Source organism: Campylobacter cuniculorum DSM 23162 = LMG 24588, from assembly GCF_002104335.1.
Lineage (GTDB): Bacteria > Campylobacterota > Campylobacteria > Campylobacterales > Campylobacteraceae > Campylobacter_D > Campylobacter_D cuniculorum.
In genome coordinates this window covers 388,302-401,360 of record NZ_CP020867.1, presented here as the reverse complement: position 1 = coordinate 401,360, position 13,059 = coordinate 388,302, and the positions used below count along the sequence as shown (strand labels likewise).

The 13,059-nt window shown below is 30.6% G+C and carries 16 protein-coding genes, 1 pseudogene and 1 riboswitch; of the genes and pseudogenes, 12 read left to right on the top strand and 5 right to left on the bottom strand.

Features of this window, described 5'->3' with window-relative positions:
* The first annotated feature begins 354 nt into the window (after positions 1-354).
* Entirely contained in the window at positions 355-654 is a 300-nt protein-coding gene (locus tag CCUN_RS02040; protein ID WP_051521698.1) for a hypothetical protein, read from the top strand.
* Here the strand turns inward: CCUN_RS02040 and nusA are convergent.
* Positions 651-1,733 carry a transcription termination factor NusA gene (gene nusA / locus CCUN_RS02035; RefSeq protein ID WP_027305598.1) on the bottom strand — a complete coding sequence of 361 codons (1,083 nt, stop codon included), beginning with the start codon at positions 1,731-1,733 and terminating at the stop codon, positions 651-653. The genes CCUN_RS02040 and nusA overlap by 4 nt on opposite strands.
* A 120-nt stretch (positions 1,734-1,853) precedes the next feature.
* On the opposite strand from nusA, the gene CCUN_RS02030 reads away from it, so the two are divergent.
* The 6 genes from CCUN_RS02030 to CCUN_RS02005 are packed head-to-tail and all read left to right on the top strand — an operon-like array spanning position 1,854 to position 6,009.
* Positions 1,854-2,096, top strand: coding sequence for an HP0268 family nuclease (locus tag CCUN_RS02030; protein ID WP_027305597.1), 243 nt, complete (start codon positions 1,854-1,856; stop codon positions 2,094-2,096).
* Positions 2,093-3,394 carry a tRNA (N6-isopentenyl adenosine(37)-C2)-methylthiotransferase MiaB gene (miaB, locus tag CCUN_RS02025; protein WP_027305596.1) on the top strand — a complete coding sequence of 434 codons (1,302 nt, stop codon included), beginning with the start codon at positions 2,093-2,095 and terminating at the stop codon, positions 3,392-3,394. Before CCUN_RS02030 ends, miaB begins: the two co-directional genes overlap by 4 nt.
* Positions 3,378-4,007: a lysophospholipid acyltransferase family protein gene (locus tag CCUN_RS02020; RefSeq protein ID WP_027305595.1), complete on the top strand. Its 630-nt coding sequence runs from the start codon at positions 3,378-3,380 to the stop codon at positions 4,005-4,007. The genes miaB and CCUN_RS02020 overlap by 17 nt, the downstream gene beginning before the upstream one ends.
* A 1-nt stretch (position 4,008) precedes the next feature.
* Complete coding sequence (locus tag CCUN_RS02015) at positions 4,009-4,968, top strand: hypothetical protein (protein ID WP_027305594.1); 960 nt, start codon at positions 4,009-4,011, stop codon at positions 4,966-4,968.
* Positions 4,965-5,495, top strand: a complete 531-nt coding sequence (locus CCUN_RS02010) for a hypothetical protein (protein WP_027305593.1) — start codon at positions 4,965-4,967, stop codon at positions 5,493-5,495. The genes CCUN_RS02015 and CCUN_RS02010 overlap by 4 nt, the downstream gene beginning before the upstream one ends.
* Positions 5,485-6,009: a hypothetical protein gene (locus CCUN_RS02005; RefSeq protein ID WP_027305592.1), complete on the top strand. Its 525-nt coding sequence runs from the start codon at positions 5,485-5,487 to the stop codon at positions 6,007-6,009. The genes CCUN_RS02010 and CCUN_RS02005 overlap by 11 nt, the downstream gene beginning before the upstream one ends.
* 23 nt (positions 6,010-6,032) lie before the next feature.
* On the opposite strand, the gene thiC is transcribed toward CCUN_RS02005, so the two are convergent.
* The 3 genes from thiC to rpe form a co-directional block, all read right to left on the bottom strand.
* The gene (thiC, locus tag CCUN_RS02000; protein WP_027305591.1) at positions 6,033-7,325 is read right to left on the bottom strand and encodes a phosphomethylpyrimidine synthase ThiC; all 1,293 of its coding nucleotides are present in this window, start codon (positions 7,323-7,325) and stop codon (positions 6,033-6,035) included.
* Between the two features lie 42 nt (positions 7,326-7,367).
* Positions 7,368-7,472: riboswitch (TPP riboswitch) on the bottom strand.
* Positions 7,473-7,499: 27 nt separating this feature from the next.
* Positions 7,500-8,264: a 3'-5' exonuclease gene (locus CCUN_RS01995; RefSeq protein ID WP_027305590.1), complete on the bottom strand. Its 765-nt coding sequence runs from the start codon at positions 8,262-8,264 to the stop codon at positions 7,500-7,502.
* A complete protein-coding gene (rpe, locus tag CCUN_RS01990) occupies positions 8,261-8,908 on the bottom strand; it encodes a ribulose-phosphate 3-epimerase (RefSeq protein WP_027305589.1) in 648 nt (215 codons plus the stop codon). The genes CCUN_RS01995 and rpe overlap by 4 nt, the downstream gene beginning before the upstream one ends.
* Positions 8,909-9,034: 126 nt before the next feature.
* Between rpe and rpmB the strand changes: the two genes are divergently transcribed.
* The 4 genes and pseudogenes from rpmB (at position 9,035) to CCUN_RS10235 (ending at position 10,757) form a co-directional block, all read left to right on the top strand.
* Positions 9,035-9,229, top strand: a complete 195-nt coding sequence (gene rpmB / locus CCUN_RS01985) for a 50S ribosomal protein L28 (RefSeq protein ID WP_027305588.1) — start codon at positions 9,035-9,037, stop codon at positions 9,227-9,229.
* A 192-nt stretch (positions 9,230-9,421) separates the two neighbouring features.
* Complete coding sequence (locus CCUN_RS01980; RefSeq protein ID WP_027305587.1) at positions 9,422-9,637, top strand: HP1242/YdcH family protein; 216 nt, start codon at positions 9,422-9,424, stop codon at positions 9,635-9,637.
* 427 nt (positions 9,638-10,064) lie between these two features.
* A pseudogene (locus CCUN_RS10240) lies at positions 10,065-10,328 on the top strand (methyl-accepting chemotaxis protein); the annotation flags it as partial.
* An 81-nt stretch (positions 10,329-10,409) separates the two neighbouring features.
* Entirely contained in the window at positions 10,410-10,757 is a 348-nt protein-coding gene (locus CCUN_RS10235) for a CZB domain-containing protein (protein WP_415270576.1), read from the top strand.
* 611 nt (positions 10,758-11,368) lie between these two features.
* On the opposite strand, the gene CCUN_RS01970 is transcribed toward CCUN_RS10235, so the two are convergent.
* Entirely contained in the window at positions 11,369-12,049 is a 681-nt protein-coding gene (locus CCUN_RS01970) for a F0F1 ATP synthase subunit A (RefSeq protein ID WP_027305585.1), read from the bottom strand.
* A gap of 237 nt (positions 12,050-12,286) precedes the next feature.
* On the opposite strand from CCUN_RS01970, the gene CCUN_RS01965 reads away from it, so the two are divergent.
* Positions 12,287-12,997, top strand: coding sequence for a class I SAM-dependent methyltransferase (locus CCUN_RS01965; protein WP_027305584.1), 711 nt, complete (start codon positions 12,287-12,289; stop codon positions 12,995-12,997).
* The last annotated feature ends 62 nt before the right edge of the window (positions 12,998-13,059 follow it).

Genomic DNA, 13,059 nt, shown 5'->3' with positions numbered 1-13,059 from the left:
TAACAGCTAAAGCAATTAAAATAAAGCTCGAGCATAAATCACTTAAAACTCCTTTTAAAGGCTATATTCTGTTCTTCTTTTTAAGCTGAAGTATTTTTTAAGAATTTAAATTCATCTTTTAATATTTTTTTAAAAACACTGCATTGTTTTTCAATTGAACCAAATTTTTTAAGATTAAATTTGATTTCACAATTGACTTCATAAAAATTAATTTTAGTAAAAATTATAATAAAAATTTAAATCTTATGGAACCTAAGTCTCATAAAAGTTTTTATAAAAATAGAATTTTTCTTAGTCCTATATTAGGAATGATTTTTGCTTGTTAATTTAAAATTGATTTTCAAAGGAATAAAAATGCAGATTAATGAAACAAATTCTAAAAATTCAACTTTCTTTCAAGCAAACAAAAGAAAAGATGAAAAGGACAAAGAATTCGAAAAATATTTAGAAAATTTAAACAAAGAAGAAAAAAAGAAGAGTGATTTTAGCGATGATGAGCTCAATCTCTCAAAAATCTTAAAAGATTTTAAAAATTATGCTATAAATAAATCCATCAAAGACAAGCAAAAAGAGAATGAAGCCACCCTACTTAACAAGCTTTTTACTTTGATTGATTCAAATATTGAAAATAACAAAAAATTTAAAGACATTTAAACATTTTTAAATAAATCTTGCAAATTTTTAAAGGCTTCTTCACTGCTTTGAGCCTTTGTAGAATCAAGTTCTTTAAGCTCTATCTCATAGGAGCTTAACATAGTTACAAGGCGGATATTGATACCGCTTTTACCTATGGCTTTGCTTTTTTGGTCGCTGCTTAAACTCACTAAGGCTTTTTTGCCTTCAATCTTTACAGAATGGATGATAGCGGGAGTTAAAGCTCTTGCAACAAGAATTTCAGGCTCACTAGAATACTCGATACAATCGATATTTTCATTATGCAGTTCCTTACTCACAGCATTGATTCTAACACCCTTAACTCCAACAGTAGCTCCAACAGGATCTATATTATCCGCATTTGCCATTAAAACAATCTTAGCCCTTTCTCCGGGAATTCTTGCACTTTTTACAACACTGACAAGTTTGTCTTTGATTTCCGGCACTTCAGATTCTAAAAGACATTCTAAAAATTTTGGACTTGTGCGGGAAAGTTCAATCTTAATGCCCTTATCCATATAAACACTACGAATCACTGCCTTAATCACATCTCCGACCTTAAACTTCTCGCCTTTAATACGATTTTTTCGCGGTAAAAAGGCTCGCAGTTCATCAATTTCTATATAAGTATTTTCTTCATTATCCACACGAATGACCGTCCCAAAGACCATTTGTCCAATTTTATTTTTATATTTTTCAAAAATTGTTTGTTCTAAAAGTTTTTGTATGTGATACTCAAGCTCTTTATGCAAAGCATTGACCGCTGTTCGTCCTAAATTTTCTAAAAAGCATTCATAAGTCAGCTCATCGCCAAGTTCAATATCTGCAACCTCTTTTTTTGCCTTGCTTAAAGCGATAAAGCTTTCAGGATTTTGTTTAATTCTTTCATCATTATCGGCTACAACACTGATTTTTTGGTAAAGATTAAGGCTTTTTGGTTCTACAAAAAAATCATATTCTTGTCCATAAATTCTTTTTGCAGTATTGATTAAAGCAGTGATAACTTTTTCCTTCACACTTTCTAAATTTAAATTTTTTTCATTAGCAATAGCTTCTATTATATCCGTTATTTTTTCCATAATTTTAAATACCTTTTTTGGGAAATTTATTTAAATGAAGACTAAAATTATATACTTAATAAGTTTAATTAAAAGTAAAATTTGCTAAGATTATAGATTTAAAAAAGTCAAGGATATAATATGGACTTAAAATTAGCGAGAAATTTGATCAACGAAAAACCTAAAAATATCAGCTTGGAAAAGATAGAGGAAGCGGTTGAAAAAGAGGGGCAGAAGTTTTTTTATTTTGATAAAGAAAATTCACACAAGCAGCTGATTGCTCTGGTTGAGCATTTTGAAAAAAAGGGCTTAAATGTTTATCACAGAGTTGTTAAATACGGACTTGATGAGAATGATTTCATTTATGAGGTGCATATCCTTTGAGTGCTAAAAAACTCTTTATCCAAACCTTAGGTTGTGCGATGAATGTTAGAGATTCAGAGCACATCATTGCAGAGCTTACTCAAAAGGAGAATTACAGCCTCACTGAAGACATTCAAGAAGCAGATTTGATTCTTATCAATACTTGTTCAGTGCGTGAAAAGCCCGTGCATAAGCTCTTTTCTGAAGTAGGAGCTTTTAAAAAACTTAAAAAAAATGGGGCTAAAATAGGAGTATGCGGTTGCACAGCTTCCCATTTAGGAGCTGAAATTTTTAAAAAAGCTCCCTATGTGGATTTTGTTTTAGGGGCTAGAAATGTTTCTAAAATCACTCAAGCAATTAAAATTCCTAAATTTTTAGGCACTGATTTAAATTATGATGAGAGTGATTTTGCTTTTAAAGATTTTAGAAATAGCATTTATAAAGCTTATATTAATATTTCAATCGGTTGTGATAAGCATTGTACTTACTGCATTGTCCCACATACAAGAGGCGATGAAATTTCTATTCCTTTTGCAATCATCTTCAACGAGGCAAAAAAAGCCGTGAGTAAAGGGGCTAAAGAGATTTTTTTACTTGGACAAAATGTCAATAATTACGGAAAAAAATTTAAAAATGAACATAAAAAAATGGATTTTTCAGACCTTTTAGAAGAATTGAGTCAAATCGAGGGTTTAGAAAGAATTCGTTTTACCAGTCCGCATCCTTTGCATATGGACGATAAATTTTTACACACTTTCAGTCAAAATCCTAAAATTTGCAAATGTATTCATATGCCTTTGCAGAGCGGTTCAAATGAAATTTTAAAAACAATGAAAAGAGGCTATACGAAAGAATGGTATTTGGATAGGGCTTTGAAGTTGCGTAGCCTTTGCAAAAATTTAAGCATTTCAACAGATATTATCGTAGCTTTTCCCGGAGAAAGTCAAAGGGATTTTGAAGAAAGTTTAGAAATGATAGAAAAGGTTCGTTTTGAACAAATCTTTTCCTTTAAATATTCTAAAAGACCACTGACAAAAGCAGCCTTAATGGATAATCAAATCCCCGAAGAAATTGCTTCTAAAAGACTAGAAATTTTGCAAAATAGGCATTATGAAATTTTAGATGAAATTGTTAAAAAACAAGAGAATCAAATTTTTGAAGTGCTTTTTGAAGAATTAAGAGCCGATGGCGAGATAGCCGGACGCACAGATAATAATTTTTTAGTTCAAATTAAAGGAAGTGAAGAATTTTTGGGGCAAATGAAACAAGTTAAAATCACAAATGCAAGACGTATGGTGCTTTATGGGGAAGTCGTTTAAAATTCTTTGTTTAACCCGATTTGTTTTTATTTTACAATGGCTGATTTTTCTTACTTGTTTTAAGACTTATAGGGGAGCTAAAGTTGATGAAAGTCCTTATGTGGTGCTGTTTTGGCACGGACGTTTAGCCTTAATGCCTTTTGCCTTTAGACATTTTAAATGTGGTAAAAAAAGAGCTTATGTGATGATTTCTCATCATAAAGATGGAGAATATATCGCAAAAATCATTAAACTTTATGGTTTAAATTCGGTCAGAGGGAGCACTTCAAAAGGTGCAAGTAGTGCTTTAAAAGCTGCTTTTAAAGTTCTTGATGAAAATGACGATATAATCATAACACCTGATGGACCAAGAGGTCCTTATCATAGCATTTCAGATGGAGCCATTTTGCTTGCCCATAAAAAAAATGTTAAAATAAGAATTTTAAATTATGAGGCGAGTCGTTTTTGGCAGTTTAAGAGTTGGGATAAAATGATTTTGCCAAAACCTTTTAGCAAGATTGTTTATAGATTGAGTGAGCCCTTAGATGTTTCGCAATTAAGCAAAGATGAGGCTAAGGAATTTTTACAAAGAGAATTTGAAAAAATACGTCAAAGCGATGGTTTTAAGGAATAAAATGTTATCTTTTTTCAAAAAATTCATTCCTAGACTTTTTATCAGCGTGATTTTAAGAGAAAAGAAAAATTCTCTTAAAACCGCAACTTATCTTAATGGGAAATTCATAAATATCGTTGAAAAAAGCTTCGAAGACCCTCATCGATTGTTTGCTTATATCAAAAACTCTCAAAAAAAATATCTTTATTATTATACATCTTTATTTTTAAATAGCGAAGAACAATGGCTTGTGCCAAGTTTAGATTCTAATGAATTTGAAAATTTTATCACAACCAAAGTAAGCGTTAAAAGCATAGTTTTAAACAATGCTAGACTCTATACAGCAACAGAACACATAGAGCATTTTACTGAACTTTTTGAGGATAATGGCGGACTTGATTTTTTATTTTCCCCTCTGGCTTTGCTTTATTATTGTGTCCAAAAAGAAAATTTAGAAAGGGATAAAATCTCGCTTTGTGTTTATAAAAATTCAAACAATCTTGCTTTAATCGCTTGTAAGGGACAAGAAATTTTAATAGGAGAATTTAAGCTTTTTGAAAAAGATATAGGTTTAGAGCTTGATGGCTTTGAAAGTCAAAACGAAGAAATTATCAACGAAACAACAGAAGAGCAAGTCGAACAAGAGGATGAGCTTGAAAATTTTAATGAAAATTTTGGCGAGGAATTTAAGGATAAATTAGACCTTTCTAATCAGGAGCAAAAAGCAGAATTTGATGAATTTAGCAATTTTAGCGATGATATGGAATTTTGCAATTATATCATTTCAAGTATAGAAAAATTTTATAAAGATACAAGATACGCAGGGGATTTTATCGATAAACTTTTAATATTTACTAATGAAGACATCACTCAAAGTGCTCTTGAATTTTTAGAAAATGAAATCTTATTAACTCCGCAAGTTAAATCTTTAAACACCTTAGATTTAATGATAGAATTAATGCAAAAGGAGCTTAAAATATGACTTATAGTTTCACTCAACCTCAAAAAAGGTCATTTTTTAATTTATTTGCTAAACTTTGGCTTGCCCTTTTTGCATTTGCTGTTTTTTTTATTATGGGTATATATTTCATTTATAGTATAAAAATCAAACTCGCTCAAAATTCTGTAAATCATAAAAGAGAAGAGGTTGTGCGGATTGAAGAGCAGATTGCTCAAGCAAACAAACTTTACGAAATTTTACTCGAACAAAGCCATATGTCTAAAGATTTTAATAAAGAAAATCAAGCCATCAAAGAAAGTTTAAGAAATCTTTTTAGTATTGTTGTGAAAACTGATGGCATTACTCTTGATAATGTCGAACAAGATAAAAATTCCTTAAAAATCACAGGAGTGAGCCCAACAAAAGAAATGTTTGCTTTACTTTTAGAAACACCTTTAAAAAGTATATTTGATGAAACTCATACAAGTTATTATCAGCTTAGTAATGGTTGGTATCGTTTTATCAATATCAACACAAAACAAAATTTAGAGGAAAACGATGAAAGATAAGAGTCTTGAAGAAATCAATCCTATAAAATTACTCATTTGCATTTTAAGTTTTATAAGCATTTGTATGGCTTTGATTTTATTTTTACTTTTACCTCAATTAAGAAATTATCAAGAAAATTCTTTAAGAGAGAATTCACAAATCGCCCTTTTTGAAGCCACTAAGGCTAAATTTGCAGCAAGTGAAAATAAAATTTCATCTTTACGCAATGAAAATAACAAAAGTTTAGAACAATTTGAGCAAAATTTTGATATAAAAATCCTTGAAAATTTTTTACAAAAATATTTTAAGAATGTAAAAATACAAGAAAATCAACTCACCCAAACCCAAAAATATCTTAAGCATTCTTTCACAATCGACGCAAAAATTCAAAATCCTAAGAGTTTTTATGATTTTATTGATGCTTTGAGTGGATTTGATTATCTGGTTAAAATGGACTATCCTTTGAATTTAAAAGCGGCACAAGAAGGCATTGATATTAGTTTTGTTATCAAAATCTATTCCGCCGCTTTTTAATGCGTTTTTTATGTTTATAAAATTTAAACCAAACTCACCTCATCACCTTTAAGAATTTGATTCATTGTATTCATTGCACACATTTTTCCGCACATTGAGCAAGAATTGAGTTCTTCGGGTTTTCTTTCATTAAACATTTTTTTAGCTTTTTCTCCATCAATGGCATAAGCAAACATTTTTTCCCAGTCAATATCTTGTCTTGCTTGACTCATCTTATCATCAATTTCTCTGCTCTTTGGCAATTTGGCTAAATCTCCAGCATGAGCTGCAATCTTAGTTGCAACAATCCCAGCTCTTACATCATCTAAATTCGGTAATCTCAAATGTTCAGCTGGTGTTACATAGCAAAGTATATCCGCTCCCGTTGCCGCTGCAACTGCTCCTCCTATTGCTCCGCTTATATGATCATACCCCGCTCCAATATCTGTTACCAAAGGTCCTAAAACATAAAAAGGAGCTCCCTTGCAAATACGTTTTTCAATCTGCATATTCGCTTCTATTTCATTAATAGCCATATGTCCAGGTCCCTCTATCATCACTTGCACTCCCGCATCCCAAGCCCTTTGTGTCAATAAAGAAAGCTCAATGAGTTCAGCAATTTGAGCACTATCACTTGCATCGTGAGTGCAACCGGGTCTTAGAGCATCTCCTAAAGATAAGGTAACATCAAATTTCAAGCAAATTTCAAGCAAATCATCAAAATATTCATAAAAAGGATTTTCCGCCTCATTCATTTGCATCCATGCATAAAGCACAGAACCTCCTCTTGAAACTATATTTGTGATTCTTTGAATTTGTTTAAAAACCCTAGCGGCACGAGAATTTATCCCCGCATGTATGGTCATAAAATCCACCCCGCTTTTAGCATGATGATAGACCACATCTAAAAAATCTTTAGCCTTAATTTCTTTTAAATCTTTTTCTAAAAAACCCACAGCATCATATACAGGCACGGTTCCTATCATCGCTTTTGAAACTTTAATGAGTTCATCTCTAAAATGACTCGTTTTGCCATAATTACTCAAATCCATTATCGCTTCAATGCCGAATTTATGAGCCAATTCAACCTTTTTCATTTCTTCAGTATAATCTATACAATCATTAGAAACACCTAAATTCACATTCACTTTAGTCTTAAGTCCATATCCTATGCCATTTGGATCAAGACTTTTGTGAAGAATATTTGCAGGGATAATAATCTTACCACAAGCAATGTTTTGGAGTAAAAAATCTTTATCCACTTGTTCTTTACTCGCGACAATTTCCATCTCTTTAGTAAAAATGCCTTCTTTGGCATAATTCATTTGAGTTTTCATGTTTTATCCTTTTAAGAAAATTTGGATAAATGAAGGGTAGTGATAAAGGAGTTAAAATCTTCCCGACGCTGGCATTATCCAGATCCGGTTCGGTCTAAGCTTTTAGCTTACTCTCAGCCTGTTTCACAAGCTCCCGTCATTTATAGGATAAAGTATAATATATTTTGAGTAAATTTAAGAAATTTTTTTCAAACGCGAGGTCTTAATGAATTCTATTAATTCTTCTGTAGTCTTAATATGATGGGGCAATTTTCCTAAGCAATATTTAAAAATTTCTCCCGCCGCTAAAGCATCGCTTAAAGCTCTATGATGTGTGCTTTGTATGCCTAAGAGTTCTTTGAGTGTATCGAGTTTGTATCTTGGACTTTGAATGCAACATTGTGCAAATTCTATCGTGCAAATTCTGCGGTTGAGTAAAATTCCAAAATCATTTTCACTCAAAGCCTTTGAAATGAAATTATAATCAAAACGCACATTATGGGCAATAAAAATACTATCCTTTAAAAAAAGTCTAAAATCATTTAAAACTTTTGCAAGACTTGGAGCATTTTTAACCATATCAAGACTGATTCCTGTAAGTTCTGTGATATTTTCCGGAATCTCATCGACCTTAATGAGCGATTCAAATCTGTCTATCTCTTTGGAATTTTGAATTTTCACTGCACCGATTTCTAAAATTTGCCCACTTTTAATCCCCGCTGTGCTTTCAATATCCACAATGCAAAAAATTTCATTTTTGATTTGATTTGTTCTTGTTTTTAAACTTAAGAGATTGTTTTGTTTAATCTTAAAAGAAAGTCCCATAAGTTCGAGAGTTTCTAAATCCAAATCCAAATGACTTAATTCTTCAAGTTTGCCAAATTCAGCCATAACCCATTCATAAGGTCTGCTTTCTTTACTTAAAATGCTTATGATTTTATCAATTTGTTGCAAACTCAAAATTCTAGCTTTAAAGATTTGATAGCATTTTTATAATCATTTGAAGAAAAAATATAACTTCCCGCCACGAGTATATCCGCTCCGGCTTCCTCTAAATTTGAAGCATTTAAGCCATTGATTCCCCCATCAACTTCGATAAAAACTTTTGCATTTTTTTTATCAATCAATTCTCTTAATTCTGCGATTTTTTCATAAATTAAAGGCAAAAATTTTTGTCCGCCAAAACCCGGATTAACACTCATTAATAAAACCATATCGACAAATTCTATCATTGTTTTGATAGAACTAATGGGTGTATGAGGATTAAGCACAATTGCTGGATGTATGCCTTGAGTTTTTAAGTATTCACAAATTCTTATAGGATGAGCTTCAGCTTCGATGTGAAAAGAAAGGAATTTAGGCTTAAGGGGTAAAAAAATTTCTACAAATGAACTCACATTTTCAACCATCAAATGTATATCCAAAGGCACCTTGCTTATGCTTGAAATTCTTTCAATCACGCAGGGTCCAAAAGTTAAATTTGGCACAAAATGTCCATCCATTACATCAATATGCAAAAGGTCTGCTCCAGCCTCACTGACCGCTTTAATTTCATCTTCAAGCCTCAAAAAATTTGCTGACAATAAACTCGGGGCTACATACATTAAAAAACCTTAGAATTAAACTTTAAAAGAATTTTATCTTTTTTTATGTTAAAACTTAATAAATATTTGAATATTTTAAGCTAAAATTTGTTATAATATTTGCTTAAAAATTTTAAAGGATAAAAAATGGCAAGAGTATGTCAAATCACAGGCAAAGGCGTTTTGGTAGGAAATAATGTCAGCCATGCTAATAACAAAACCAAAAAGCGATTTTTACCTAATCTTAGGACCATTCGCATAGCTTTAGAAGATGGCACAACAAGAAGAATAAGAGTTGCAGCCTCAACTTTAAGAACTCTTAAAAAACAAAATTCAAAATAATTTTTAAGAATTCATCATTTCATCTTATATTTTATAAATCATTCTTCTTTGTTTTTTACTTAATTTTTAGCATTTTAATGTCTGTGTAAAAGTGCTAAAAATTAATAAAATTTAAATATTTTAAGTAAAAATTATCTTTTATTATGGTAAAATCTACAAAAAATACATAAAAGAGTTAAAAGGAGTATGTATATGTTGCACGAATATAGAGAGTTAATGTCTGAATTAAAGGGTAAAGATGCCCATTTTGACAAATTATTTGAAAGGCATAATGAATTAGACGACCAAATTAAAGATGCCGAAGAAGGTAGAGTTCATCTTAGTGATGCCGAAATTTCAACTCTTAAAAAAGAAAAACTACGTGTTAAAGATGACTTGAATATGTATTTAGCAAATTATAATAAATAAGGAGAATTCTATGTTTGGTGGTAGTACTAAAACTAATAATGAAGAAATTAAAAAAATCAATGGAGAAAATCAATTATTAAAAAATCAACTCGCAAGAGTTCAATCTGAAAATCTTGAGCTTAAAAATAAACTTGCAACTTTTGAGCAAAAATCAGGGGAGCTTAGTTTAAAAAATAAACTCTTAAATATTTTGTTAGAAGGTGTGGTTAAGAATATTTCTATCGTTCAAGGGGATATGGTATCAAACATCGATAAAGCAGAGGTTATCTCTTCTTATTCTCAAACTTCTCTTAGTGCAATGGACGAGCTGGGTCACATCACAGAATCTATCACCGCATCACTCGGCAATATCATAGAATCTGCAAACAAATCAAGAGATACAGCAGAAACTTTACACAGAAGCGTTGATGAAATCACAAATGTTATCAATCTCATCAAAGATGTATCCGACCAAACTAATCTTTTAGCTCTTAATGCAGCCATTGAGGCGGCTCGTGCAGGAGAGCATGGACGCGGTTTTGCTGTCGTGGCTGATGAGGTCAGAAAACTTGCTGAAAAAACTCAAAAAGCAACTGCAGAAGTAGAAGTTAATATCAATTTATTGAAACAAAATGCTAATGAAATGTACACTCAAAGTGAGCAAGTGGAGCAAATTTCCATTGATTCGAATTCTCATATTACGAATTTCTCTAGTAAATTTACAGAACTTGTTAATGAAGCACATTCAACCAATTCAAATGCTGTCAATATCGTTTCTGAAATTTTTGTATCTTTGGCTAAACTTGATCATGTTGCATTTAAAGTCAATGGTTATAAAGAGATTTTCGCAAAATCAGGAAAACAACTTGCCGATCATTTAAATTGTCGTTTGGGTAAATGGTATTTGGGAGCTGGAAAAGAAAGATTTGGTCAAAATAAAAACTTTTCAAAAATCAATACTCCACATCAAATTATCCATGAAAATATGAATTCAGCTATTTCTATTGCTCATTCTGAAGACATTAAACTCGAAGAAACACAAAATAAAATTTTTGAAAAATGTCAAACTGCTGAAAACACTTCGCTTCAGCTTTTCGATGTCTTTAAAGATATGATTGAAGAGCAACAAAAGCAATCCTAATTCAAGGATTGCCTTAAATTCTTTTAATCTCCACCTTTAACGCTGTCTCATAGAATTTTCATAATAAGCATTTTTATTTTAATCTAAATTTGGTTAAAAATTTTCTTTAATAAACTAGCCTTGAAAAATATAAAAAATTGTTTTATAAAATAAATTTTTATAAATAACTCAAAAAAAAGAATATATCTTGTTTGTGAGTTTTTGCAAAAGTAAGATGAAAAATAATTAAATTTAAATGATAAAAATCTTTTTCAAGTTCTTATCTTTATGAAACAATATGCAAGAAAAATATAAAATGCACATAATCAAGGATTAAACCGATGGATTTTATTATTTTATAAAATTAAAATGTTTTGTTAAAAAACTCACTAAAACTTAGAAAAAGGCAAATAGAATTTAAAAAACAAATATTTTATAATAATACCGCCAAAAATTTATTTTAAATTTTCTCATCTTTTAAAATTAAGTTTTGGTATATTGAATTGTTTAAAAATTATAATGAAAGAATTTCAACACAAAGAGACAAAAAGAATTAAAATTAAGAAGAATAAAAAGCACACCCAAAGCTAAAAAAGCAAAGAATGCACCTTTAAAAAAATCTAAAATATAAATCAATGTCCTTCCTCAACTATAGTCGCACCCGCTAAATACACATAAGTTAAAATCATAAAAATAAAAGCTTGTAAAAAAGCCATAAAGGTTAAAAGCACATAAGCTGGAAGTGGTGCGATATAAGGAACAAGAGCTAAAATAACTGCCAAAAATAAATCATCACCCTTAATATTACCAAACAAACGAAAAGATAAAGAAATCACACGAGAAAAATGAGAAACAAGCTCGATAGGAAACATTAAAGGAGCAAGGAGCTTTACAGGACCCATAAAATGCGAAAAATACTTAATAAATCCTTGAACTCTAATCCCTTCAAAATGATAATAAACAAAAACAATCACTGCCAAAGAAAGGGTTAAATTTAAACTCGCTGTCGGGGCTTCAAAACCCGGAATAATTCCTATGATATTGCTTATAAAAATAATCATTCCTAGAGTTGCTACAAGAGGAAGATATTTTCTTGCCCCCTCTTCACTGCCCATAGTATCGCGTCCCATAGAGACAATACCCTCTAAAAAAGCTTCACCTAAATTTTGCATTCCCCTTGGGACAAGCTGCATAGAATGCGTTGCCATTTTAGCGATAATTACGGCGATTAAAGCCACTAGAGCGATATGAAAAAAATAGGCAAAAGTATGGCTGGAGTCAAACAAAGAACTAAATAAGAATAAATCTTTCATTGAATTATTTTCCTTTTTTAAATCTGTTAGCATTTATTATAACATTGTTTTTATTAATTTTTACTTTTTATGAGTTTTTATTCAATGAATTAAAATTAAATTTATCAAAACCCATTCATTGATAAATGATTGAGAATTAATTTAATATAAATTAAACAAAAACAATTGAGCAAATATTTAAGATTTAAAGATGATTTTGATACAATTTTATAAAATTGTAAAAGGAATAGATAAGAAATGAATTTATGGGATAAAAAAGCCAAAAGCTATGCAAGATATAATCCAAAATTAAACTCAATCCAAAAACAAAGTTTTGAGGAATTTAAGAAATTAAATATAGATTTTAAAGATAAAGTCATTTTAGATATAGCCTGCGGGACGGGAGTTTGGAGTTTGCATTTAGCACAAAGGGCTAAAGAGCTTATAGCTTTGGACAGCTCTAAGTCTATGCTTGATATTTTATATCAAGATGCAAAAGAATTTAAGATTGATAATATCAAAACGTATCATCTAAGTTTTGAGGACTTTGTGAGCAATCATCCTCAATTTCATTGTGATATAGCGTTTTTGAGTATGGCACCTGTGCTGAATTCAAAAGAGGCTTGTCAAAATTTCATCCGCTTGGCTGCTTTAAGAATTTATGTAACTTGGCATCATTACAGACAAAGCGATTTTTTAGAGCCGATTTTTAGGCATTTTAATGTTAAAGCAAAAGGCTTTGATAAAGAAAATTTAGAAGATTTTTTAACACAAAATCACTATGCTTTTTCTCGTTTTATCTTTGATGAAACAAGAAAGGTTAAAAGAACTCAAGAAGAAGCTTTAGAAAATGCTTTGTGGCATTTGCAAATGAGCGGTGCTGAAGTCTCAAAAGATGAGCTTAGACCCTTGATTAAAAGCGATATTGATGAAACCATAACTTCTAAAATCAAAGTTTTAATCTTTTAAATCATCTCTATCAAATATAAAAAATTTAATAAAAATTCCTATTTTAAGCGTTATTTTGCTTG